Source organism: Francisella marina (assembly GCF_008369785.1).
Classification (GTDB): Bacteria; Pseudomonadota; Gammaproteobacteria; order Francisellales; family Francisellaceae; genus Francisella; species Francisella salimarina.
The window spans coordinates 206,488-232,440 of the sequence record NZ_CP043552.1 but is presented as its reverse complement, the minus strand read 5'-3'; the positions used below and the strand labels follow the sequence as shown (position 1 = coordinate 232,440).

Here is a 25,953-nt window from a genome sequence, read left to right as displayed (position 1 = left end):
TTTTCTTCCCAAAGGTAAAATTATACATTTTATTTACATACTAAAACATATGTAGTAAAAGTGCTATATGTCTTAGTTTTTAGTACATCTAGACTTTTGCTATAATGTTCACTACAATATTTACTTAACAAATCAACATACATCTGATTTGCAATTATTTTCACAGGAATAGAACTTTTAAACATATCATGTAAACTCTCTCCTGACTTAGAGTAGCTATAACTATTTGTTCCGGGCATATAATATAGACCACCAAAAGAGTTTAGTTTTATATGAGTTATATCTAAATCATTATCAAGAGGAGTATATATATACTGAAATGGATATGAGTCACCAAATATATAATATATTCCTTTAGGCAGTTGCTTATAATCGTTTTGAGCATTGTTGGCTTGGACCACTAAGCTACGATTTAATTCATAATTATAAGACACTGCTATAACTAATGAAAATAAGGCTACTATAATTATATTTATGACTACTTTAGTCCCTCTAAATATATCAATCACCATAAAAACTATAGCTAAAACTATAGCTGAATATGCTAGATAGGAGTTTATACCATATATAAAAATTGAAGATATTACCAAAATAATCCAGCAATATATATTTCTTATATTCTTATTATCCAAGGAAATTAGTGGCAATAATGCTAAAAGGCAGATTACAGCATAATAGACCCGAAGAATAGATGGTCTACCCTCTATACCCAAAAATGCAATTAAACATGAAAAAATCACCCATGAAAAAATCAATTTATACTTATGCTTACTGAACGGTACTATACTTAATCCAAAAATCACCAAATAACTCATACTATCAGAGAAAATTGATCTAATTGCCTCTACTCCCAACCAGATATTAGCATGAACTCTTGCAGTTGGAGTATAATAGACTAGTAAATCATGTAGTCGACTTTGATTAACCACATAAGGATCTATAAAAACAAAAGCTCTTATTAAACTCATATCATTTACAGAATACCCATGGCTCTTTAATAATTCTGGATGTTGAATTAAATATGATGCCCCACCATAATCAATTAAAATAGATAGATACTTCTTTAACCCATTAAACTTATCAAACGAAACCATTGAATAATGCAAACTATCAAAATACTTAGCAAACAGGCAAAGAATTAATAAAACCATAAATAGCTTTAAAGAGCTTTTACTAAGAAGCTCTTTAGATAAAATAAAAGGAATAGCAACCAAATAGACAAAATACAACTCCTCATATCGAATAAGATAAGAATAAAAAGCCAATATTATAAATAAGAATGCATATTTGAGTTTTGGCTCCTTATTGTATGACAACAAGGATAGTACTGAAGCAAGAGCCAGCAATCCACTATTAACAGTGAACTGAGGCATTGATATTGCTCTAACGAATATAACTAAAACTATAATACACGATATCGAGCGACTAACATTAAATTTACTCAAACAGTCCAACAGTGTATATGAAGCGACAAACAAAGCAAAAAAAGTCATATATGAATATGGAAGTATTCCCGCAATGACTGGCAAATGATTCAGTATTTCTCCATATAGTGCATTAGAAAATGTTAGATTTGGAGTTGCGTTTGCCGCTATTCCATAGCCAGCTGAAATCATCGATAAACCAACATCATCATTTGTCTCAAAAATTGGAGTATATATAGATAATGTTATTGCAAATATAAAAAAAGTTATCAAAACACTAAAAACTACCGAGCTTTTACCACTACTACCCATATCTATTACTCCGTATGTGATACACGTATCAAATTCCTTCCTAAAAATAAATAATATAAATCCCCAAAATTATATCACAAAGATATTTATTAAAACCATTAGGGATATAAGTCAAAAACGCTTTCAAGTATGATAATTAAACATAGAAAAATCGATATATTATTTAAAAAATATTCTTCGAATTAATCTAATTCCCACTCTTAGTGGCTTCGTAATTTTCCAGCCTAAAGAATCATATATACGATTTACTTGCTCTTTATAGTCACATAAATCTTTTTCAAGATATTTAATAGCATTACTCTTCTCTCTAATTAAGATTTCATTATTCTTGATAATCTCATCCTTTTTATTTGATGACGAAATTTTTTCTAGTGTAACTCCATTTAAGCAAGTATCTATTTTACCCAAAAAATAATTTTTTAGATCATCTGAGCATCCCTTACGATAATGATACTTTAATAGAGAGCTAAAAAGAGTTAAATTCATTAAAGACCTATGCTTTTCTCCCACTAGCGAATGTACTCCGCCCCCATGCCTTCTATGAATAGAAGGACTCACTCCCTCTAAATACTTACCCTGACCATATTCAGAAAGTAATGACCAAATAAACATATCAGCGATCATCGTAAAGTTGAATTCCGGAGGAAATCCTTTAATAACATTACGAAACACCGTAGTAAGCGTATTGATTGGAGCACCTCTTAGCATCTCTATACTAGCTAAGTCACATTCCGCACCACCAACATAATCATCTATAGAGCCGCCATTTTCATCGATAGCTTTAACATCAGTATAACAAATGACATATTCGAAATTATTTTCTAAAAAATCAACTTGCTTTTGTAGTTTATGAGGATCCGTCCAGTAGTCATCTCCCTCACAATATGCAATATAATCACCTCCACACTTAGCAAGCGTTCTTTTTAAATTCTCACTTACTCCAACGTTATACTCACCAGTAACAAGCTTAATAATATCAGGATATTTTTGTCTATAGGAATTAATTATTTTCAAAGTATTATCACTACTACAATCCTCACCGATAACTATCTCATATGCAAAATTAGTTTCTTGAATTAGAAAACTATCGAGAGCTTCCGCAATAAACTTTTCATGATTATAAGTTATACAACATATACTTAGCAAAACATTATTTGACTTCCACTTACTGACAATCTCACTCTGCCTAGATAATTTTTTTATAGACATAATACTGATAAACCCTTTTAAATAGCCTTAACCTTTACTAAAAACTGTTTTTCCTTATCAAGAAGATCTTTACTTCTGGACTTAATTTTTTTGGCTGGAACACCACAATAGACAGCAAACTCTTCACAACTATCTTTAATAAGACTATAAGCACCTACGCATGCTCCATCATTCAAAACAACTGCTGGCAAAATAGTAGCGTTTGTTCCTATTATAACATGCTTGCCTATTATAACATCTCCAACCATAACATTAGTATATTGAGAAGGTATCAAAGGATTAGTCATATATCTACCAGAATAGTCGTCATTACTCGAATATACCGAGACTTTAGATGATATATTACAGTAATCTTTAAGAGTTATCTTACCTTCACCTATCAGAGAACTATATACTCCTATGTGAATAAAGCTATGGATATATATCCCTCCTTTACCTGCAGACAATACACAAAAATCATCCACTCTCACATTATCCCCAATATGTATCCTCGAAGCTCCATATATAGAAGATTTACGACTAATTAAAACATTGGTTCCATACGAGCCCAACCCTAAGAGTTCAAGTTCTTCTTGATTATAAAAACCATTTTTCACCTTATTGCCCTCTTAACTATGTAGATTATCTTTTTTTGAACCTTATCAGATAATCCAGCAAATATAGGCAAACACATAATTCTTTTTGATATATCTCTAGATACTGGCATATACTGTTTTGGCTCTATATAGCTAAGAGTATCTAACGATGGATAAAAATATCTTCTAGGAAAAATATCCTGATTATTCAATGCCTGCTGTACTCTTTTAAGCTCTTCTTCTGACTTAAATAACACTGGAAAGTAACTATAATTTTCCGTAGCACTAGAATTGAACTCTTGAAACTCAACTAATCCCTGCAAATCTGACTTGTATTTTTCTGCAATAGCTTTCCTAGCATTATGAATAATCTCTATATCATCTAACACACACAGACCCATTGCAGCCTCAAACTCATTTATCTTTGCATTAGTACCAAGATGCGGTATCTCTTCAGCATTTTTGATACCAAAGTTTATTAAAAATCTTGCTTTCTCGGCGAACTCATCATCATTTGTAATAAGTGCTCCTCCTTCAATAGTATGGAAAAGCTTAGTGGCGTGGAAACTCAATGTAGATATATCGCCATAGTTTAGAACACTTTGACCGTTAAACTTTACATCAAAAGCATGTGCAGCATCATACACTATTTTTAGATTATACTCTTCAGCAATTTTACCAATCATCTCAACATCACAAGGATTGCCAAATACTTGCGTAGCAACAATAGCCGTAGTATTTGGGGTTATTTGATCAACTATTTTATTTGAATCAATATTAAATGTTTTCTCATTAATATCAACAAATATTGGCTTAATACCATTAGCAACTAACGAACTTGTCGTTGCCACAAATGAAAATGGTGTAGTTATAGCAAAATCTCTAATACCTAAAGCTCTATATGCTATTTCTAAGGCTACCGTACCATTAGAGACCAAAACTATATTTTTAACTCCTAAATAGTTAGCAAGTCTATGTTCAAGTTCTCTCACTAAAGGACCATTATTCGTAATCTGTCCACTAGCATATATCTGATCTACATATTGCTTATATTTATCAATATTAGGTAAATATGTTTTGGTTACATTTATCATAAGTAGAACTCTATAGTCTCTCTAAACATTTTCTCAAAATCTTGAGATGGTTTCCAACCTAACTCACTTTGGATCTTGCTATTGTCTATAGCATATCTCCAGTCATGTCCTTTTCTATCTTCTACAAATGATATTAACCTATTATGTGGAGCATGCTCAGGCTTATACTCATCCATCAGCTTACATATAGTATTTATAAGTGTCAGATTATCAACCTCATTAATACCACCTATATTATAAACTTCTCCTATCACACCCTTTTCAACTACCGTTTGTATAGCATCACAATGATCTACCACATACAGCCAGTCACGGATATTTGAACCATCTCCATATACCGGAATAGGCTTTTGGTTAATACAGCTATTAATTACAACTGGTATTAGCTTCTCAGGATGTTGATATGGTCCATAGTTATTTGAGCAGTTTGAAATCGTAACTGGTAATTTATAAGTATGATGATATGCCCTAGCAATATGATCAGATCCTGCTTTAGATGCCGAATATGGTGAGTTAGGCTCATATGCCTTTGTCTCTGTGAATGCCGGATCATCTTTTGATAATGTACCATACACTTCATCTGTAGATACATGATGGAACTTACAATTAGTTTCATCTAATCCTAACTCATCCAACCAGTATCTTTTAGCACAATTTAAAAGTGTAAATGTACCTATTACATTAGTCTCCAAAAATACCTTAGGATTAGCAATTGAGTTATCTACATGGGATTCTGCTGCAAAATGCACTATAGTTTCAATATTATGATTCTTAAGAGTTTCATACACTAAAGTCTCATCACATATATCACCTTTGATAAAAGTATGATTATGCTCATTTTCTAGATCATTCAGATTATCTAAGCTACCAGCATAAGTAAGCTTATCATAAGATACTATTTTCACATTATTACATCGAGATAACATCATACGCACATAGTTACTACCTATAAAACCAGCAGCTCCCGTAACCAATATGTTTTTTGCTTTATACATTTTATAATTCCTTCTGTAATCTATTTATACAATCTTTTAGTGAATCTTTCCAATACGGTATTTCTATATTGAAATTGGACTTTATTCTACTCTTATTGAGTACACTATAATGTGGACGCTTGGCAGGTGTTGGATAATCTTTAGTTTCAATTGGATTAACCTGACAATCAATATTTGCAATATCCATAATTCCTTTAGCAAAATCATACCAGCTAGTCACACCCTCGTTACTATAATTATAAATTTCTACTTTTGAATTTTGAATTATTGGAATTATATCTAAAATAGCATGAGCCAAGTCTCTAGCATAGGTAGGAGTACCAACCTGATCATATATCACACCTAAAGAGTCTCGCTCCCTACCCAAACGAAGCATTGTTTTGACAAAATTATTACCATAGTACGAATAAACCCACGATGTTCTAATAATTATTGAATCTTTAGGATTTATATCCAAAACTGCTTGTTCACCAGCAAGCTTGGTAACACCATAAACACCTTGTGGGTTTGTAACATCCGATTCAATATACGGCCTATAGTTATGACCATCAAAAACATAATCTGTAGATACATGCACTAGTTTAATAGCATACTTTTTTGCAATTTTAGCAATATTTGCAACAGCAAGATGATTTATTTTATCTGCCATTTCAATATCAGTTTCAGCTTTATCCACAGCCGTATATGCAGCACAATTAATTATAAAACGTACGTCATTATCAATAGTAAATTGCTTAACAGCTTTATGATCTGTGATATCTAACGACTTACTATCTGCAAATATAAATGTGTAATTTTGAGTTTCTAATTCTGAATTAGATACCAATTCTTTTAATTCAGAACCTAACTGGCCATTACCACCTGTTATTAATACATTCATAATTACTTAATTCTTAATAGGTATTTTCGGTTAAATTTGATATTCCGCAATTACTAATCTAAAGCTCAAAATTTAGCATTAATAATAATTTTTACCATACTCAAATAAATCAACTGTATTATTCAACTTAGGCTGAGCTATATCTTTTGCTGAAAGCTTGAGCTTATCTGTAGGTACTTGCCAGTCTATAGCAATACTCTCATCATCAAAAGCAATACCTCTATCACACTCGGGAGCATAATAATTGTCAACTTTATATGCAAATACAGTATCATCCTCTAAAACGATAAAGCCATGAGCAAAACCTCTTGGTATAAGTATTTGTTTTTTGTTCTCATCACTTAATTCAACCGCGACATATTGACCAAAAGTAGGACTACCCTTACGGATATCCACAGCCACATCAAGCACTCTACCTTGGATCACTCTAACAAGCTTGGTCTGCGCATGTGGAGCTAGCTGATAATGTAAGCCTCTAAGTACACCATAGGAGCTCTTAGACTCATTATCTTGACAGAAATCAATCTGATAACCCAAGAAATCAAAGAGCTTATCTTGACGAAAAGTCTCTACAAAATAACCTCTATCATCACCGTAAACCGTTGGCTCACATATAATTATATCTTCAATATGCGTACGTGTAAATCTCATCGTGGTACTGCTCGTTCTTTTGCTCTTTTTATCAAATACTGACCATATTGATTTTTCTTGAGTGGTTGTGCTAATTTAAGAAGTTGCTCTTTCGAGATATACCTCATCTCATAAGCGATCTCTTCAAGACATGCGACCTTTAGCCCTTGTCTATCTTCTATAGTTTGGATAAAGTTACTCGCAGCCAACATACTCTCATGTGTACCAGTATCAAGCCATGCATATCCCCTGCCCATAGTCTTAACTTTAAGACGCGCTTCATCAAGATATATTTGATTAAGAGTAGAAATCTCCAACTCTCCCCTCTCTGATGGTTGCACTTGCTTAGCCTTAGCTACGACATCACTAGGATAAAAATACAAGCCTACTACTGCATAATTTGATTTAGGTACTTTTGGTTTCTCTTCAATACTAACCACATTACCATCAGCATCAAAATCTGCAACACCGTATCTCTCTGGATCATCAACATAGTAGCCAAAAATACTAGCACAATTTTCTTTTTCTACATTTTGGATACTTTCAGCAAACATTTCTGGTAGACCATGACCGTAAAAAATATTATCCCCAAGCACAAGACAAGCTGAATCACCTGCCAAAAATTCCTCAGCTAATATAAAAGCTTGAGCAAGCCCATCTGGACTAGGCTGTGTGATATACTCAAGATTGATACCAAGATCAGACCCATCTCCTAAAAGATTCTTAAAACTAGACTGATCTTGTTCTGTTGTAATTATAAGTATATCTTTCAGACCAGCTAACATAAGCACAGAAAGTGGATAATATATAAGCGGCTTGTCATATATCGGCGTAAGTTGCTTACTCACGCCCTTTGTAATCGGGTACAATCTTGTACCACTTCCGCCAGCTAGAATTATACCTTTCATAAAAACACCTAATAAAACAATCTTTATACTTATATGATAGTATACGAATAGCCAGCCATAATTTCAATCGAAGAACTAAGTATGTTGAAAATATTCTGAGAAATAAAAGACTTTTAATATTAAATTAGAATTTAAGACTTTGATAGATACCAGTCATAAATTCTTCTAATACCATCTTCAAGCTCTACTTTATGTTTCCAACCAAGAGAATGCAGTTTAGAAGGATTTGTGAGCTTGACCATAGTACCATCTGGCTTATCAGCATTAAACTTAAGCTCACCTTTGAAGCCAATTACACCCTTAATAAGCTCAGCTAACTCTCTGATAGAGATATCAACTCCAGTACCGATATTGATATGAGTATTTCTTATCTCTTTAGCATCCTTAGAATAGGTATCCTTGAAGTCTCTATTTTCTAGTAAAAACACACATGCATCCGCCATATCTTCAGAATATAAAAATTCTCTCCTAGGCTTGCCTGTTCCCCATATTTCTACAGAACTCTCATCCACACCGAATTTAGATAAGTACTGTCTAACTTCTTCAATAGAGTTTACTTTCAGATCTAACAACACCTGCTCTGCCCTGCCTTCATTTAGAAGTTTTGCAAGATGTATCTTTCTAATCAACGCTGGTAAAACATGAGATTTCTCAAGATCAAAGTTATCGTTTGGACCATATAAGTTAGTTGGCATCACAGATATAAAGTTTGTTCCATACTGCAGATTATAGCTCTCACACATCTTGATACCAGCTATCTTTGCAATAGCATACGGCTCATTAGTATACTCTAATGGACTAGTTAATAAACAATCTTCTGGCATAGGCTGTGGAGCTTCTTTAGGGTATATACATGTACTACCTAAAAATAGGAGCTTCTTCACACCATTCACATAACTTTGATGGATAACATTATTTTGAATCTGAATATTATCGTAGATAAATTCTGCTCGATAAGTATTATTCGCAACAATTCCACCAACTTTAGCAGCTGCTAAAATTACATACTCAGGCTTTTCAGTCCTAAAAAAATCCTCAACATCATTTTGATTAGTTAAATCAAGTTCAGCATGAGTTCTCAATACTAAATTAGTATAGCCTCTAGATTGAAGATTCTTAATAATAGCTGAGCCAACCAATCCTCTATGTCCAGCCACATATATTTTGCTATCTTTATGCATTTCAAATAATCCCTTACTCAAAATAGCTCATAATTTTATAGCCACCTTCTTTTAGGTAAACATCTTTCGTCATCAGTTTCAAATCACTTTCCATCATATCATTTACAAGATGCTCAAGATCATATTCTCTACTCCAACCTAATTTTTGTTCAGCTTTTGTAGGATCACCTAATAATAGATCTACTTCTGTAGGCCTGAAATATCTAGGATCTACACAAACAACTACCTGACCTTCTGATATATGAGATAAGTCAACACCTGCTTTTTCAGCTCTAGCTAAATCTACTGAATCAACTACTCCAATCTCATCAACACCCTCATTTTCAAATCTAAGGTTAATGCCTGCATAAGCAAATGATAATTTAACAAAATCTCTAACTGTAGTAGTTTGACCTGTCGCAATTACCCAGTCTTCTGGCTGATCAGCTTGTAGAATCATCCACATCATTCTTACGTAGTCTTTCGCATGACCCCAGTCTCTTTTAGCATCTAGATTACCTAGATACAGCTTGTCTTGAAGATTAAGTGCTATCTTAGATGCCGCTCTTGTAATCTTCCTAGTCACGAAAGTCTCTCCACGCACTGGAGACTCATGGTTAAACAAAATACCATTACAAGCAAACATGTCATACGCTTCTCTATAGTTAACTGTAATCCAGAATGCATACATTTTAGCCACTGCGTAAGGTGATCTTGGATAGAATGGTGTAGTCTCACTTTGCGGAATTGCTTGAACCTTACCATAAAGCTCAGAAGTACTTGCTTGGTAGATTTTAGTCTTTTTCTCTAATCCAAGAAGTCTAACAGCCTCAAGAATTCTCAAAGTACCAGTACCATCAGCATTAGCAACATATTCTGGAGTTTCAAAAGATACATGCACATGACTCATCGCAGCTAGGTTATAGATTTCATCTGGTTGAGTATCAGCAATAATTCTCGTTAGATTCATAGAATCAGTCATATCACCATAGTGTAGAATCAAATTTCTATTCTCAACATGAGGATCTTGGTATAAGTGATCAATTCTATCTGTATTAAAAAGCGAACTTCTTCTTTTGATACCATGAACAATATAGCCTTTTTTTAATAAAAACTCAGCCAAATATGAACCATCCTGACCAGTAATACCTGTAATTAATGCTACTTTTTTCATCTGCAATCCTTATATTTACTTTATCAAATTAAATTCTATTAAAATCATCTTCTAATCTAACGATATCATCTTCACCAGTGTACTCACCGACTTGTGCCTCTATCAGTACCACTGGAATCTTACCATTATTTGCTAACCTATGCACTTCACCCATACGAATATACACAGATTCATTAGGTCTAACAATAAACTCCTGATCTCCCTTAGTCACTGTAGCAGTACCTGAAACCACTATCCAATGTTCGCTACGGTGATAATGCTTCTGTAGAGATAATCTTTTGCCAGGCTTAACTTCTATCTTCTTGATTTTATAGCCGGGAGTATCCTCTAGCACAGTATACGTACCCCAAGGCCTATGTGCTGTCAAGTGGATGTTTTTAAGATCGTCACTTAGAAGCTCAACAACCTCTTTAACTCGTTGAGAACTACCTTTTTTAGCAATCAAAAGAGCATCACCACTGTCGACAACTATCAGATCCTCAACACCAATAGTAGCAACCTTTTTAGGACCTTTTTCACTATGGATCAGGTTATTTTTACTATCAATACTAATATGATTACTATTTATCGTATTATTGTTGTCATCTTTAGGTAATTGATCAAATAGCGAGTCAAAGCTACCCACATCATTCCACACAATATCAGCAACAACCATCTTTATTTTGTTGGATTTCTCCATCACAGCATAATCTATAGATTTAGCTGGAATACTCATCATATCATCATACTTAATAGCATCAGAATTATCTAGGTCGCTATTATTATATGCTTCAACACACGCATCATATATTTCTGGAGAATATTTCTTTAGCTCTTCTAAGAAAACTCCTGCCTGAAACATAAACATCCCCGAGTTCCAGTAATATGAGCCATCTGCCAAAAACTTCTCTGCTGTAGCAGCATTTGGCTTTTCATGAAAACTCTCCACATCAAAATTACCAGCTGACTTGATATATCCAAAGCCAGTATTAGCAAAAGTTGGTGTAATGCCAAATGTCACTAGAGAACCATCTTTAGCTAATTTCTTAGCTTGAACTAATATACTTCTATATTCATCATCAACATTAATAACATGATCTGATGGAGTTACAAATACTATTTCTTGTGGATCTAATTTCATACATGCCGGGGCAATTGCAGGGGCAGTATCTCTACCGACAGGTTCTTCTAGAAAGATACTTTTATCTAGAATACCTAGCTCACCCAACTGATCTTTTGCTAAAAACAATTGCCCCTCATTTGAGACAACCATTGTTGAATCACACAAACTAGAATTTCTCTCAACAGTTAACTGAAACAGTGATTTATCACTAAACATCTTCACAAACTGTTTTGGTAGTAATTTCCTACTAATAGGCCAAAGCCTAGTACCACTACCACCACAAAGTATTAGGTTTATCACTACCACTCCTCTAACATCGCTTTAGACAACGAAACCATACATCCTGAAATTATATTACTTTTAAAAGCATTTTTCTACAAACCCAAACAGTCTAAATATGCTATTTCTTGTACACCATACTACCAAAAACTTTATTCAAAAACCCTATTTTAGTCGCCATTAACTTGATTAATGGATTAAAAATGACTGTTAAATATGTTTTTTTACCTAATTTCTGTCGATACTCTTTGATAAATTCAGATGTACAAAAATACTTATCATCTTGAGGTAAAAATATCCCCACATAATTATTACTTATAATATCTTTCAATTGACTAGTAAGGTTATCAACATGTATCACACTTCTCTGATTTGCTATCTTAGGGAAAATAAAAGCATACTTAGCAAGCTTAACAAGCTTAAGATAGTTACCTTTCGAGCCGTCTCCATATACCATTGGAGGTCTAACTATTGCAACACCAAAATCTTCTGATACTAAAGTTTTTAGCTTAAGCTCTGCTTGAAGCTTACTATCTCCATAAAAATCATCCGGTCGAGGCTGAGTATCTTTTGTGATGATTTTTTGCTGCCCAATTGGCGCACTATCTCCGTATACAATTATACTACTCATAAATACAAACTGTTTGACACCTGAGCTTTTAGCTATCTTGGCTAACTCATAAGTTAATTCAGTATTTACAGCATAGTATTTATCTTTTAAAGAAGGATCTTTTGAAGTATGTGCAATGCCAGCAACATGCAATATAGCATCATATTTACTAAAGTCTAATGTTTGCCATGACTCATCTTTTAGTGATATTTTTTCGATTATAAAATCATCTCCGCAATTCTTCTCAAAAGAATTACCAATATAGCTATTTAACCCAGTAATTAAGACTTTTCTCATTATTACTTATTATCTTTTTTGTTATCTAGTGAACCAGTACCACCTTCAACAACGCCCTTACTAGCAAATACTGAAAAGACTGTCAAAAATATGCATTTAATATCAAACCAAGTACTTTTGTATTTAACATAATCACCATCAAGCTTAGCTTTTTGAGCAATCGGCAATTCATCACGACCATTAATTTGCGCCCATCCAGTCAATCCAACAGGCACATCGTTAGCTCCATACTTATCTCGCTCAGCAATCAAATCGTCTTGATTCCATAATGCAGGTCTTGGCCCAACAATACTCATCTCACCTTTTAGGATATTTATAACCTGAGGTAACTCATCTAGAGAGGTCTTTCTCAAAAAAGCTCCAACTTTTGTAATGCACTTAGACGGATCTTGTAACATATGTGTTGGCATATCCTTAGGAGTATCAACATACATCGTTCTAAACTTATATATATAAAAGAACTTCTCACCCTTACCATAGCGCTTCTGTTTAAAGAGTATAGGACCTTTTGAATCTTTTTTTATCATCAATATAACAATCAAAAATACCGGACTTAAAAGAACCAAACCCACAAAAGACAAAACAATATCTAAAAATCTTTTTAGAAACTCATACAACATAGCCATCTACCCATTTAACTTATGATCAAACTCTGGAACAATATTCTTCAACAATTCTAACTGCTTATCTGGTTGTACTACAAACAATTCCTGAAGATTATTCTCTAACTCTTCAAAATCATAAAAAGTTCTTTTACCAATAAAGATATCTTTGTAATCGGTACTAATATCATTTTCATCAATAAGTAGTTCTTCATACAGTTTCTCACCTGGACGCAGTCCTATTATCTCGATACCAATATCATCTCTACCTGATAGTTTAATAAACTGCTTGGCAAGATCCAGTATCTTGACAGGCTGACCCATATCTAACACAAAAACCTCTGAGTTTTTGGCAATTGCACCAGCTTGCAATACCAACTCACAAGCCTCAGGAATAAGCATAAAATATCTTGTAATCTCTGGGTGAGTGACAGTAACAGGACCACCGTTTCGAATTTGTTCTTCAAATTTTGGTATAACACTACCACTACTTCCTAGCACATTACCAAACCTAACAGCAGCAAGCTTAGTGCTTTTTGAATCAACATTTTGTAAGTATAACTCGCAAACCCTTTTAGTAGCTCCCATAACATTAGTTGGACGCACAGCTTTATCTGTAGATATCAAGATAAATGAGTCAACACCTGAATTAGTAGCTAAGTCTATAGCATTTTTTGTGCCTAGAATATTATTTCTGATAGCCCGAGAGATATTCTCCTCTACCAAAGGGACATGTTTATATGCCGCTGCATGAAAAACTATATCTAGCGAATATTTACTAAAAACTTTAGCAAATGACTCTCGATCACATACTGAACATAGGATACTTTTGGTATTATATCCGTGACATTCTTCTGTAATCTTATATAAATTAAACTCGCTATGATCAAGTAAAACTATCTGTTTTGCCTCATACTTAATACATTGTCTAACAATCTCAGAGCCTATACTGCCACCAGCGCCTGTAACTAGGATAACTTTATCTTTGATAAATTTTGAGATAGATTTTTGATCAAGGCTCTTAGAGTCCCTTGATAGAAGATCATATACTGAAACAGGTTTTAACTGTGACATAAAACTTTCGTCTTGAAGCACATCTTCAAGAGGAGGCATGATCCTAATCTGATTAAAGTTTGATTCTAGTTTTTTATAAATCTTTTTAACTATATGATTAGCACTCTTAGGCAGTGCAACAACTAACAAGTCAAACCTTGAAGAACGTAGCTCTTTACGCAACTTCGAGCTTGATAAAACCCTCTTGCCATCAATACTTCTCTTTTGTAGCGCCTTATCATCATCAACAAAAAATTTAATACGGTAACCTGTCGCCGATAACTCTTGGGCTATTTTTGTTCCGGCCGCACCTGCTCCATAAATAACAGCAGTTTTTGTTTTCTCTATTTGACTTCTATTAGTAAGATACCAATAAAAATATACACTCAAATTAATTAAAAATACATAAGATAGAAACTCAGAGAAAATAAGCGCAAATCTAACCTGACCATAAAAGGCAAAAGCTACAATCAAAAATACAGGAATATTGATAAACACCTTACGCAAAAAAGTCTTCTGTGTCGACTTACGCCAACTAGCCATGTAGTCACGCAGAAGTAAAAATGATGCTAAGCATCTCAAAAAAATAAGCGTAAGTAAAAAATACAGATTAACATCTTGCTTAAAAATATAAGAAGTCCAGTTAACAGTCACAATAGTCAAAACTATAATCACTGCAAAATTAAGAACCCTCTTATCGTACAAATATCTCATAAAGCAAAAACAATACCTACAGTTGTTTAATTATATCAAAGTATCTTGACTATATCTCATTTATGTAAGCTAAAATCTTCTTATATGATACTGATTCGATGGTCTTAACATTCTGCAAATACCAAGACACCCATAATTCCTGAATTAAGTTACTAACTCTTATACCAATCAACTCGCTTTTACCAATATGATTAACTGTTATTTTCTTAACCAATTTGGATCTTAGCTCACTAACTTCTATTTGATATCCTCGATCTCTTTGGAGATTTAATTTAGCTTTTTCTAGCCTATTTTCTAATGCTTGAAGATAGTATTTATACCTCTGTAAAAACTCTACGGGTTGAGAGATATAATCACCTGTAAAAAGCTCAGTAAACTCATTCCTAACATCTGTAAAAAGTTCGATAAATTTAAGTGGTATTTTTTTAACATTAAGTTTTTTTTCAAGCTGCGACTTAGACTTTGTTATTTCTAAAAGCAACGCTTCAACTTTGGTTTTATTTAAAGCAAAGTTCTGCATCCCCAAAGCATAGAATTTTTCAAAATCTGCTTTGGTATGTGGCAATTCAATATTATCAAAAAAACTCAAATCTATAGCTTTATCAACCACATTATCTTTTGAATCACTTAGTTTTAACGACATTGATAAGCTTGTTAGATCATTACTTTTGATATTTTTTGATAGCTGATTCTGTAAGCGTAGTTTAATTAATCTTTTCAAAGACTTTTGCATACATAGCTTAGCCTCATCAAGTGTTGCCTTATAAGATAGCTTCACGCCATCTTTATACTCCTCCAAACAATTATAGACTTTGACCGTTATGCCGTACTCTTTGATTTGACTAGTCATTGCGATATCTGCAAAATCCCAATCATAATAAACCATCTCATCAATTTCTTGGCTTGGTTTAGCTACAAGGTTTTTAAGCTTTTGCTTTAATATATAAATATCCTTACCAACAGCTAGTGTTTTACCTTGCTCATCAACAACTTTTACATTCAGCACAAGATGTTTCTCCAACTCCTCATCCTGCCACACTGTCTCATCTACCACAAAACCTACTATTCGCGTAATATGTTTAGCAATAACAGACTTCAAAGGAGAGTACCTATCCTTATCAAAATCTATTGATTCAAATATAGCTTGAGCATAAGTTGGCACTGGCACACAATTTTTGCGAATATTTTTTGGTAAAGCACGTAACAAAGCGACAATCTTGTCATACAAAAAACCATAGACTCCCCACTCTAAAACAGCAGGGTTTATATCATTGATAAAAACTATTGGTACAGTAACTGTTACACCATCCCTCTCATCCAATGGGTCAAAGTGATATTCTAATGGCAAATGCATATCTCCAACAGTCAAAACATCTGGAAACTTCTGTTGCGTAATTTCTTTAGCATCATGCTGCATTAGACTTTCCATATCAAAGATAAAGCCTTTTTGCTGCTCTTTTGTGACCGACTTTAACCATTTGTCAAATGTTGCACCACTACAAACATCATCTGGGATAAAGCTATCATAATGTGCAAACATTACCTCTTCATCAACCAAAATATCTTTTCGGCGTGATTTGTTTTCGAGCTCTTCAACTTGATTTATAAGCTTTAGATTTTGCTGATAGAAATACGCTTTAGAATCAAAGTTGCCATTAACAAGAGCTTCTCGAATGAATATCTCCCTAGCCTCTTGAGGATTTATCTTAGCGTATTGCACAGATCTTTTTGAAACTATCTCTAAGCCATAAAGAGTTACTCTTTCATTGACTACAACAGCTCTACGCTTTTTGCTCCAAATAGGCTCATCATAATGTTTTTTGACAAGATGCTCAGCAACACCTTCTAACCACTCAGGCTCTATTTTTGCAACATTCCGAGCGTATGTCTTAGTAGTTTCTACAATTTCCGATGAAAGTAACCATTTTGGTTTAGCCTTAAACTGAGAAGATCCCGGAAATATAAAAAACTTAAGCCCTCTTGCTCCTAAGTACTCTGCAGCTTCATAATTAAATCCAACATTACTCAAAAAACCACTAGCTATGGCTTTGTGTAGATTCTCATAATTAAGCTTTTCATTTGATGATAATTTCCATTTAAACTGGTGAACAACTTCAACAATTTGTCGATAAATATCATTCCACTCATTAAATCTAACCGGCGAAATAAAATTCTTTTTAAAATATTCTTTTTTTTCTCTATTTGATAAGCCTTTTAAGTCAGAGTTTAGTCTATTTGCCAAGTTTAAAATCGCTATGAAATCAGAAGATTTATCTTTATCAATAGCATGTTTTTCATCAGCTTTTTGCTGAAAATTCAAAGGTCTCTCACGCGGATCCTGTACACTTAAAAAGCTAACAATCGAGACAATCTCTCTAAGAGTATTTTGTCTATGACCTTCTATAACTATTTTTGCTAACTTAGGATCTAATGGCATAATTGCCATCTTCATCCCATCATCAGTAATTTTAGGCTTTGAATAATTAAGCTCGGAAATAGCTCGTAATTCAAACAAGAGCTTAAAGCCATCTTTAACAAATCTTGAATCAGGCAAATCTATAAATGGAAAATTTTGAATACTTCCTAATCTTAAAAACAACATCTGCAAAATAATAGACGCTAAATTAGTACGTAAAATCTCAGGATCGGTATATTCTTTACGATTATTAAAATCTTCTTCACTATACAGGCGCACACATATACCAGCTGATAACCTACCACATCGACCTGCTCTTTGATTAGCACTTGCTTGAGAAATTTTCTCTATTGGTAAGCGCTGCACCTTTGTACGATAGCTATATCTACTTATTCGCGCCAAACCCGAATCAATGACATATTTTATACGCGGTACTGTCAGAGATGTTTCAGCAACATTAGTTGCTAAGATAACCCTACGTACAGAACCTTCTGGGTTGAATATTTTGTTTTGATCTTTATTTGATAATCTCGAAAACAAAGGCAAAACTTCTGTAAATCTAAGATCTTGTTTATTTAAATATGCCAATGTTTCATGAATATCTCTTTCTGTAGGCAAAAAGACTAAAACATCTCCTCTGCCAAGTTCATCAAGAGCATACAATATTCTCTCTTGTAATGAAAACTCTTCAAAATCCTCATCATTTTGATAACGGATTTCAACAGGGTATGTTCTACCACTAATTGTGATATCTTTAGCATTCTGAAAATAATCTATAAACTTCTGATGATCTATAGTTGCTGAGGTAATGATTACTTTTAAATCAGGTCTATATGGTAGTATCTTTTTTATACAACCAATTAAAAAGTCAATATTTAAACTTCTTTCATGAGCCTCATCAATAATAATAACTTCGTATTGTGATAAAAACTTATCATTTTTAATCTCAGATAATAGCACACCATCTGTCATCACCTTGATTAAGGTATTTTCAGAAGTTTGATCTGAAAAGCGTATTTTAAAAGATACTTTTGATTGATCACCAATCTCAGTAGCAACTCTACTAGCAATAGATCTAGCCGCAAGTCTTCTTGGTTGAGTATGTCCTATTAGGCCGCGCTTTCCTAAGCCCAAATCAAGACAAATTTTGGGTAACTGAGTTGATTTACCAGAGCCAGTTTCTCCTGCTACAACTATAACTTGATTATCTTGTATAAGCTTTTTTATATCATCAACTTTTTCAGCAACAGGAAGATCCGAATAAGTTATTTTAGGCAAAACCTTTTGGCTAGTCTGTTCAGCCAAAAGCTGTAAATCAGTCAGTAGCTGCTGTCTTGGTAACTTATTGTTATTAATGGCTGAAATAAACTTGCCTCGAAGTTTGGTAGGTATCTGATTAAGATAATCATTAAATGAAGCTTTATTTGTATTCATGCTACTGCATTAGACGCTTTTTGACACCAGTAACTTTAAGAATCTTATTAATTAATCTCAGAAAAATCATCACGACTCTACTTACAAATACAAAAATAGCCAAAAATAGTAAAACTAATATATCTTTAAAAATATTCCAAAAAAGCTCTGATAACGATAATAGCGTTTTAAATTTCATAATTTTATAGTAGAGATTGTATATTCTTAGTAAAGAATTATAGCATGAATAAAGAATAATTGATTATGAAAGAAAGATTTATAGCTTAGCTAGAATTGTATTTAATGTATGGCTTGGTCTCATTACTTTGTCTAGTTTTTGTCTATCCATAGCATAATATCCACCAACATCTACTTTTTTGCCTTGAGCATCATTAAGCTCTTTTACAATCTTATTTTCATTAGCCACTAACTCAGCATAGATCGGCTCAAACTTAGCTTTGATCTCAGCATTGCCAGTTTGCTCTGCTAAGGCTTTAACCCAATAGAACGCCAAGTAGAAATGACTTCCTCTTGTATCTAACTCACCTACTTTACGCTTTGGTGATTTATCATTATCCAAGAAATCTTGGTTTGCTTGAGATAATGCCTCTGCTAAGACTTTGATTTTAGGATCTCTAGTTTTGATTGCTAGGTCTTCTAATGAAGCTCCTAACGCTAAAAATTCTCCTAAAGAATCCCATCTTAAATGATTTTCTTCAATAAGTTGCTCAACGTGCTTAGGCGCAGAACCACCAGCACCAGTTTCAAATAATCCACCACCTGCTAGAAGAGGCACGATAGAAAGCATCTTAGCAGAAGTACCAAGCTCCAATATAGGGAATAAATCTGTCAAGTAATCTCTTAAAACATTACCTGTAACAGAAATTGTATTTTTACCCTCTTTCATTCTTTTCAAAGAATATTTTGTAGCTTCTATAGGAGCTAAAATTTGGATATCCAAACCAGTAGTATCATGCAAAGTCATATACTCATTAACTTTAGCAATCAAGTTTCTATCATGAGCTCTTTTTGAATCTAACCAGAAAATTGCTGGATTTTGAGTAATTCTAGCTCTATTAACCGCTAATTTAACCCAATCTTTAACTGCGATATCCTTAGTCTGACAAGCTCTCCAAATATCACCTTTCTCAACCTGATGCTCGAGTATTACATTACCTTCAATATCAATAACCTCTACTTTACCATCTGCTTGAATTTCAAATGTCTTATCATGAGAGCCATATTCTTCTGCTTTTTTTGCCATCAGACCAACGTTGGAAACATCGCCCATAGTAGCAACATCAAAAGCACCGTTTTCTTTACAGAAATCGATAGTTGCGGCATATACACCTGCATAGCATCTATCAGGAATCATAGCTTTCATATCCTGAAGCTTACCGTCTTTGTTCCACATTTGACCAGATGAGCGAATAGCTGCAGGCATAGAAGCATCGATAATCACATCACTTGGGACATTCAAGTTTGTAATACCTTTGTCAGAGTTAACCATCGCAATATCAGGTTGCTTAGCAAATACCTTTTCAATATCAGCATTGATTTTATCTTGAAGATCTTGAGGTAGTTGCGTAATCTTTTCTACTGCATCACCCCAACCATTGCGAGGATTCACACCAAGCTCTTTAAATTCTTTAGCATACTTTTTGAAAACATCTTCAAAGAAAATCTCTACTGCATGACCGAATAATATTGGATCAGAAACTTTCATCATTGTAGCTTTTAGGTGAAGTGATAGTAATGTACCTTCTTTTTTAGCTTTAGCGATTTCAGTTTTGTAGAACTCTCTTAGTGCTTTTATTGAAATCTTAGTAGCATCAATAATTTCTTTTTCTTCTAAAGCAAGATTATCTTTAAGTACTATTTGAGTACCTTTAGTATCTGTATGAACTATCTTAACCTTAGTTGCTTTTGGTACAATATAAGATTTCTCATTAGCATAAAAATCATTATCTGCCATACTAGCGACATGAGATTTAGAATCTTTTGTCCATGCACCCATAGAGTGTGGATGTTTTTCAGCGTACTTTTTAACTGCATCTGCAACTCTACGATCCGAGTTACCTTCTCTTAAGACAGGGTTTACCGCACTACCTAAGACTTTTGCATAACGAGCTTTAATTTCTTGCTCTTTGTCATCTTTTGGCTCAAATGGATAGTCTGGAATTTTGTAGCCCTTTGACTGAAGTTCTTTGATAGCTGCAGTAAGTTGAGGGATTGATGCACTAATATTAGGAAGCTTGATAATGTTAGCATCTGGAGTTTTCGCTAGCTCCCCAAGTATTGCTAGATTATCAGAGCACTTTTGCTCGTCTGTAAGACAATCATTGAAGTTAGCTAATATACGCGCTGCTAAAGATATATCTTTTGTTTCTAACTCGATATCAGCAACTTTAGTAAAGCTCTCAACTATTGGTAAAAATGAACCTGTCGCTAAAGCTGGCGCCTCATCTGTGAATGTATAAAATATTTTATGCATAAAAAAATCTCCTATTGATAGAATTTCATCTTTCAAATACTAACACAAAACTAGTACGTATTTAATATTTCTTGTATTTTCTCGTCAGACCTTGCCACTACAGCAAAGCCATTGTGTTCAATAATCGGTCGCTCTAATAACTTAGGATTGCTAGCTACTATTTGTATAAGCTCATCGTTGGTGAATTCACCATCTTTAAAGTTCTCTTTCCAAATAGCTTCTTTAGTACGAATAATATCTGTTATAGAAAGTTTCAATTTTGCTAATAATTCTTCGATCTCTTTTACTGTCAAAGGATTATCTAAATATAAATGAGTATCATAATTGATACTGCTTTGATCCAAAACTTGCTTTGCTTGACGTGATTTTGAACATTTTGGATTATGATAAATTTTCATAAAAATAGTGATTCAATTAACGTTATCATTATTATAAATTACATTGGTGTATAAATCATAAAAATAATCGATTAAGAATGATTATTATATAAATACGCTTAAATAACATATAATATTTAACTATAAATTATATTATTTTATAAGAAACAACTGGAGTGCAAGAATAGTATAAAGATAATAAGAACAACCAAATTATAAGATATCAGGAGGTCTTTATGATTACTAAGCCATGGACAAAAAACTATCCCGACAAGGTTCCTCTGAATATAGATATCCCTAATATTACTCTAAAAGATATGCTTGAAAAAGCTACTAAAAGCTTCAACGATAAAAATGCCCTTAGCTGTCACGGTGAAAAACTAACTTTTGACGAGATTAACAGCTATTCTGATAAATTCGCAGGATTCTTACAAAACAAATGGAAATTACAAAAAGGTGACCATATTGCCATTATGCTGCCTAATTTATTACAGTTCCCAATTGTTATTTTCGGTTTGGTAAAACTTGGTTGTGCTTTTGTAAATATAAACCCACTATATACAAGTAGAGAAGTCAAAGGAATCCTACAAGATTCAAAAGCTAAAGGCGTAATTGTATTATCCGGACTTGCGCATAATGTCGAAGCTATAGCTGATGAGTGTGAAGATCTAAAATATAAAATGGTTACAGATATTTCTGATCTTTATCCTACTCCAAAAAAACAAATAATCTCCTTTGTAGTAAAATATATCAAAGGTATGAAAGATAAATACTCAAAAGATAAGTTTGATACATTCACAGATGCTCTAAAATCAGACTACACTCCAGACTATACAAGTATTAAATTAAAGCCAGATGATATAGCCGCACTTCAATACTCTAGTGGTACAACAGGTACACCTAAAGGCACAATACTTCTACATAGGAACATTGTAGCAAATATCTATCAGATAAAGGCATGGACAGAGGGCTTTGATATCGATCTTAGTGAACAAATTGTCTTAACTGCCCTACCGATTTATCATATATTTAGCTTAACTGCTAATCTATTTCTTTTTTACTGTTCTGGAGCCTTTCAAATACTTATACCTAACCCTAAAGATATCAAAAGCTTAGTTGCTGAAATGAGAAAAAGTAATTTCTCAACTATATTTGCTGTAAATACTCTTTATATTGCTCTATTAAACGATAAAGAATTTAGACAAAGTAAGTTCCCTAATTTTAAGCTCTCAATAAGTGGCGGCATGCCAACTTCTGAAGCTGTAGCTAAAGAATGGAAAAAAATCACAGGTGTAAATATTAAAGAGGGTTATGGTCTATCAGAAATGTCGCCTGTCGTAACTGTAAACTCTTTACTTGAGGAAGATTTCAGTGGTAGTGTTGGATTTCCACTGCCGAATACTGATATCAAAATTTACGATGATAAAGGTAATGAGTTACCACAAGGTGAAACAGGAGAGATATGGGTGGCAGGCCCACAAAAGTCACCGGGATTCTGGAGTCTTCCAGAGATTAATAGAGAGCACTTCACTGAGGATGGTTGGCTTAAAACTGGCGATATGGGCTATCTTGATGAGCAAGGTCGCCTAGTAATATCAGGACGCATTAAACACATGATTATCGTCTCAGGCTTTAATGTTTTTCCTAAAGAAGTTGAATTAGTATTAACTGAAAAAGAAGAGATTGAGGATGCAGCAGTTATCAAAGGGCACTCTAACGAAACAGGTGAAATGCCAGTTGCTTTTGTTGTACTAAAAAATGACAAAAAACTTACTGAAAGAGAAATTTTTAAATACTGTGAAACTAAATTAGCTCATTATAAATTACCTAGAAAAATAATCTTCATAGATGAGTTACCTAAAAATACTGTTGGAAAAATAGATGTAAATGCATTACAAAAAGAATATGCTGAAAAATATGAAAATAAATAACTAAACAGCTTTTTGCTTAAGGAGCTAAAGATGTTCAACAAAATTTATAATATTGCAAAAAAGGCTACTCCTAGTATTTCTCAAACTGAACAAACTGCCCTAAATGCTGGTGATAACTGGTTTGAACAAGATATATTTCAAGGGAAACCTGATTTTAATAAGTTACATAGTTTAAAGAAATTTGAACTAACAGCTGAAGAGAAATCATTTTTAGATAATGAAACAACCGAGTTATGCAGGCTAATTGATGATTGGAAGATTAATTATCAAGACAAAGATCTAAGCGTTGAAGCTTGGAAATACATGCGTGAAAAAGGCTTTTTAGGTTTAGTTATTAGCAAAGAATACGGTGGTAAAGGCTTCTCAGCAGCGGCTCACTCAGAGGTGGTTATGAAACTAGCAACCAAAAGTGTCACTGCAGCAATCACTGTAATGGTACCTAATTCACTTGGACCTGGTGAACTTCTAGTTCATTATGGTACAGATGAGCAAAAAGATCACTATCTACCTAGATTAGCCTCTGGTCAAGAGATACCATGTTTTGCTTTAACAGGACCAACAGCAGGATCTGATGCGACTTCATTGCCTGATTATGGTATTGTCTGCCATGAAGAGTTCAATGGCAAAAAAACTTTAGGTATCAAACTAAAGAATATCAACAAACGTTATATTACATTAGCTCCTATTGCCACTCTAGTTGGTTTAGCTTTTCAACTACAAGATCCTGATGGCTTACTTGATGAAACAGGTAATGAAGGTATAACATGTGCCCTACTACCGTATAATCACAAAGGTTTAGAAATTGGTAGGCGTGGTTTTCCTCTAGGGCAAGCTTTTATGAATGGCTATATCAAAGCTAAAGATGTCTTTATCCCAATCGATTGGATAATCGGCGGACAAAAAATGGCTGGTGAAGGTTGGCGGATGCTAGTTGAGTGCTTATCTATAGGTAGAGCTATTTCATTACCAGCATGTGGCACAGCCAATACATTAATGTCCGCTGTAATGACAGCAGCTTATGCAAGTGTGCGTGAACAGTTCAAAGTTCCTATTGCTCAATTTGAAGGAGTTCAAGAAAAACTAGCTGAAACTGCAGGGCTTGCCTATATTGCCAATGCTACTCGTCAATTCACAGTTTCTGCTGTTGATAGTGGTTTGCGACCATCTGTATCATCTGCAATTGCAAAATATCACCTAACCGAGATGGGACGTACAACCATCAACAATGCTATGGATATCCACGGTGGTCGAGCAATCATTATGGGTCCAAATAACTATCTAGCTATTCCATATATGGCAACACCTATTGGCATAACAGTTGAAGGTGCCAACATTATGACTCGAAATCTAATGATTTTTGGTCAAGGTGCGATGAAATGTCATCCATATATTCGTAACGAGATAGAAAGCCTAATGAATGAGGATGAAAAACAATTTACAGACAATTTCAAAGGTCATTTTAAATACATGGCTCTAAATGGCTCACGTACACTTTGGTATGGTTTAAGTGGTGGTTTCACTGCTCCTAGCTATCCTTCTAAATTTAAGCGTTACTATCGCTATATCTCACATATGAGTACTGCTTATTCTTATGTCAATGATATTTCAATAACAGTATTAGGTGCAGGCCTAAAACGTAAAGAAAGATTATCTGCTCGCTTGGGAGATATCATGAGTTATCTATACATGGCTGTAGCTGTATTGAAATACTATAAGGACACAGGCGAACCTCAAAGTGATGATATCTATGTTGACTGGAGTATTCAGCACTGTCTATATCAAGCTCAACAAGCAATGTTAGACTTATTTAGAAATTTCCCAAATAGAATATTTGCTACTAAGATGAAGCTTTTTGTTTTTCCTTATGGTAAAAAATTCAGAAGACCATCTGACAAGCTTGAAGCACAAATTTGTAAATCATTAGTGAGCAATAGCGATACAAGACAATGGATGAAAGATAAGTGCTATATACCAAATGATGATAATGATCCAATTGGTAGAGTTGAGAATGCTTATCTTGCATCACTAACTACACAACCTATTAAGAAAAAAATTATTGATGCTATCAAAACTTCTAAGCTACCAAAAGCAAGCTGGCAAGACTCTATTGAAATAGCTTTAGAGAATAAAATAATCTCTCAACAAGAGGCAGATATTGCTAATGAGATGCTCATAAAGGTTAATAATATAATTCAAACAGATGAGTTTGACGATTATGCTTTAGGACCTAAAAATGCTCACCCAGAATGGCAAAAAAATAGCGAAAAATAATATGTACCAATGTCATTTCGTTTAAATAACGGA

At 33.7% G+C, this 25,953-nt stretch carries 20 protein-coding genes; 2 read left to right on the top strand and 18 right to left on the bottom strand.

All coding sequences use genetic code 11. The features are described 5' to 3' along the window. Positions 1-29: 29 nt before the first annotated feature. The 18 genes from F0R75_RS01195 to F0R75_RS01115 all read right to left on the bottom strand — a co-directional run bounded on the left by F0R75_RS01195 (position 30) and on the right by F0R75_RS01115 (position 21,739). Entirely contained in the window at positions 30-1,736 is a 1,707-nt protein-coding gene (locus F0R75_RS01195; RefSeq protein WP_149368635.1) for a hypothetical protein, read from the bottom strand. Between the two features lie 159 nt (positions 1,737-1,895). After that, positions 1,896-2,945, bottom strand: a complete 1,050-nt coding sequence (locus tag F0R75_RS01190; RefSeq protein ID WP_013922618.1) for a glycosyltransferase — start codon at positions 2,943-2,945, stop codon at positions 1,896-1,898. A gap of 17 nt (positions 2,946-2,962) precedes the next feature. Continuing rightward, on the bottom strand, positions 2,963-3,541 hold the full coding sequence (locus F0R75_RS01185; protein ID WP_149368636.1) for an acyltransferase: 579 nt from the start codon (positions 3,539-3,541) through the stop codon (positions 2,963-2,965). Beyond that, the gene (locus F0R75_RS01180) at positions 3,538-4,614 is read right to left on the bottom strand and encodes a DegT/DnrJ/EryC1/StrS family aminotransferase (protein ID WP_149368637.1); all 1,077 of its coding nucleotides are present in this window, start codon (positions 4,612-4,614) and stop codon (positions 3,538-3,540) included. Before F0R75_RS01180 ends, F0R75_RS01185 begins: the two co-directional genes overlap by 4 nt. Beyond that, positions 4,611-5,609: a dTDP-glucose 4,6-dehydratase gene (rfbB, locus tag F0R75_RS01175; protein WP_149368638.1), complete on the bottom strand. Its 999-nt coding sequence runs from the start codon at positions 5,607-5,609 to the stop codon at positions 4,611-4,613. Before rfbB ends, F0R75_RS01180 begins: the two co-directional genes overlap by 4 nt. Before the next feature lies 1 nt (position 5,610). Beyond that, a complete protein-coding gene (rfbD, locus tag F0R75_RS01170) occupies positions 5,611-6,489 on the bottom strand; it encodes a dTDP-4-dehydrorhamnose reductase (protein WP_149368639.1) in 879 nt (292 codons plus the stop codon). Positions 6,490-6,567: 78 nt separating this feature from the next. After that, the gene (gene rfbC / locus F0R75_RS01165; RefSeq protein WP_149368640.1) at positions 6,568-7,140 is read right to left on the bottom strand and encodes a dTDP-4-dehydrorhamnose 3,5-epimerase; all 573 of its coding nucleotides are present in this window, start codon (positions 7,138-7,140) and stop codon (positions 6,568-6,570) included. Continuing rightward, a complete protein-coding gene (gene rfbA / locus F0R75_RS01160) occupies positions 7,137-8,027 on the bottom strand; it encodes a glucose-1-phosphate thymidylyltransferase RfbA (protein ID WP_149368641.1) in 891 nt (296 codons plus the stop codon). The genes rfbC and rfbA overlap by 4 nt, the downstream gene beginning before the upstream one ends. Before the next feature lie 131 nt (positions 8,028-8,158). Further along, a complete protein-coding gene (locus F0R75_RS01155) occupies positions 8,159-9,208 on the bottom strand; it encodes a GDP-L-fucose synthase family protein (RefSeq protein WP_149368642.1) in 1,050 nt (349 codons plus the stop codon). A gap of 13 nt (positions 9,209-9,221) precedes the next feature. Beyond that, positions 9,222-10,361, bottom strand: coding sequence for a GDP-mannose 4,6-dehydratase (gene gmd / locus F0R75_RS01150; RefSeq protein WP_149368643.1), 1,140 nt, complete (start codon positions 10,359-10,361; stop codon positions 9,222-9,224). Between the two features lie 28 nt (positions 10,362-10,389). After that, entirely contained in the window at positions 10,390-11,763 is a 1,374-nt protein-coding gene (locus F0R75_RS01145; RefSeq protein WP_149377174.1) for a mannose-1-phosphate guanylyltransferase/mannose-6-phosphate isomerase, read from the bottom strand. Between the two features lie 100 nt (positions 11,764-11,863). Beyond that, complete coding sequence (locus F0R75_RS01140; protein ID WP_149368645.1) at positions 11,864-12,649, bottom strand: NAD-dependent epimerase/dehydratase family protein; 786 nt, start codon at positions 12,647-12,649, stop codon at positions 11,864-11,866. Positions 12,650-12,651: 2 nt separating this feature from the next. Then, positions 12,652-13,269 carry a sugar transferase gene (locus tag F0R75_RS01135; RefSeq protein ID WP_149368646.1) on the bottom strand — a complete coding sequence of 206 codons (618 nt, stop codon included), beginning with the start codon at positions 13,267-13,269 and terminating at the stop codon, positions 12,652-12,654. A gap of 6 nt (positions 13,270-13,275) precedes the next feature. Further along, complete coding sequence (locus F0R75_RS01130; protein WP_149368647.1) at positions 13,276-15,018, bottom strand: polysaccharide biosynthesis protein; 1,743 nt, start codon at positions 15,016-15,018, stop codon at positions 13,276-13,278. 49 nt (positions 15,019-15,067) lie between these two features. After that, entirely contained in the window at positions 15,068-18,868 is a 3,801-nt protein-coding gene (hrpA, locus tag F0R75_RS01125) for an ATP-dependent RNA helicase HrpA (protein ID WP_149368648.1), read from the bottom strand. 1 nt (position 18,869) lies between these two features. Continuing rightward, entirely contained in the window at positions 18,870-19,046 is a 177-nt protein-coding gene (locus F0R75_RS10120) for a hypothetical protein (RefSeq protein ID WP_187985970.1), read from the bottom strand. Between the two features lie 78 nt (positions 19,047-19,124). Beyond that, complete coding sequence (locus F0R75_RS01120; RefSeq protein WP_149368649.1) at positions 19,125-21,341, bottom strand: NADP-dependent isocitrate dehydrogenase; 2,217 nt, start codon at positions 21,339-21,341, stop codon at positions 19,125-19,127. 50 nt (positions 21,342-21,391) lie between these two features. Then, positions 21,392-21,739 (bottom strand): arsenate reductase family protein, encoded by a 348-nt coding sequence (locus F0R75_RS01115; RefSeq protein ID WP_149368650.1) that lies wholly within the window; start codon positions 21,737-21,739, stop codon positions 21,392-21,394. 215 nt (positions 21,740-21,954) lie between these two features. Here F0R75_RS01115 and F0R75_RS01110 point away from each other — a divergent pair, with 215 nt between their 5' ends. Continuing rightward, positions 21,955-23,649, top strand: a complete 1,695-nt coding sequence (locus tag F0R75_RS01110) for a long-chain-fatty-acid--CoA ligase (RefSeq protein WP_149368651.1) — start codon at positions 21,955-21,957, stop codon at positions 23,647-23,649. A 30-nt stretch (positions 23,650-23,679) separates the two neighbouring features. Further along, on the top strand, positions 23,680-25,920 hold the full coding sequence (locus tag F0R75_RS01105; RefSeq protein ID WP_149368652.1) for an acyl-CoA dehydrogenase: 2,241 nt from the start codon (positions 23,680-23,682) through the stop codon (positions 25,918-25,920). Positions 25,921-25,953: the final 33 nt, after the last annotated feature.

Coding starts and splice junctions, on each gene's coding strand:
- F0R75_RS01195 (WP_149368635.1), bottom strand. CDS start 1,736: ATGGGTAGTAGTGGTAAAAGCTCGGTAGTTTTTAGTGTTTTGATAACT.
- F0R75_RS01190 (WP_013922618.1), bottom strand. CDS start 2,945: ATGTCTATAAAAAAATTATCTAGGCAGAGTGAGATTGTCAGTAAGTGG.
- F0R75_RS01180 (WP_149368637.1), bottom strand. CDS start 4,614: ATGATAAATGTAACCAAAACATATTTACCTAATATTGATAAATATAAG.
- rfbB (WP_149368638.1), bottom strand. CDS start 5,609: ATGTATAAAGCAAAAAACATATTGGTTACGGGAGCTGCTGGTTTTATA.
- rfbD (WP_149368639.1), bottom strand. CDS start 6,489: ATGAATGTATTAATAACAGGTGGTAATGGCCAGTTAGGTTCTGAATTA.
- rfbC (WP_149368640.1), bottom strand. CDS start 7,140: ATGAGATTTACACGTACGCATATTGAAGATATAATTATATGTGAGCCA.
- rfbA (WP_149368641.1), bottom strand. CDS start 8,027: ATGAAAGGTATAATTCTAGCTGGCGGAAGTGGTACAAGATTGTACCCG.
- F0R75_RS01155 (WP_149368642.1), bottom strand. CDS start 9,208: ATGCATAAAGATAGCAAAATATATGTGGCTGGACATAGAGGATTGGTT.
- gmd (WP_149368643.1), bottom strand. CDS start 10,361: ATGAAAAAAGTAGCATTAATTACAGGTATTACTGGTCAGGATGGTTCA.
- F0R75_RS01140 (WP_149368645.1), bottom strand. CDS start 12,649: ATGAGAAAAGTCTTAATTACTGGGTTAAATAGCTATATTGGTAATTCT.
- F0R75_RS01135 (WP_149368646.1), bottom strand. CDS start 13,269: ATGTTGTATGAGTTTCTAAAAAGATTTTTAGATATTGTTTTGTCTTTT.
- F0R75_RS01130 (WP_149368647.1), bottom strand. CDS start 15,018: ATGAGATATTTGTACGATAAGAGGGTTCTTAATTTTGCAGTGATTATA.
- hrpA (WP_149368648.1), bottom strand. CDS start 18,868: ATGAATACAAATAAAGCTTCATTTAATGATTATCTTAATCAGATACCT.
- F0R75_RS10120 (WP_187985970.1), bottom strand. CDS start 19,046: ATGAAATTTAAAACGCTATTATCGTTATCAGAGCTTTTTTGGAATATT.
- F0R75_RS01120 (WP_149368649.1), bottom strand. CDS start 21,341: ATGCATAAAATATTTTATACATTCACAGATGAGGCGCCAGCTTTAGCG.
- F0R75_RS01115 (WP_149368650.1), bottom strand. CDS start 21,739: ATGAAAATTTATCATAATCCAAAATGTTCAAAATCACGTCAAGCAAAG.
- F0R75_RS01110 (WP_149368651.1), top strand. CDS start 21,955: ATGATTACTAAGCCATGGACAAAAAACTATCCCGACAAGGTTCCTCTG.
- F0R75_RS01105 (WP_149368652.1), top strand. CDS start 23,680: ATGTTCAACAAAATTTATAATATTGCAAAAAAGGCTACTCCTAGTATT.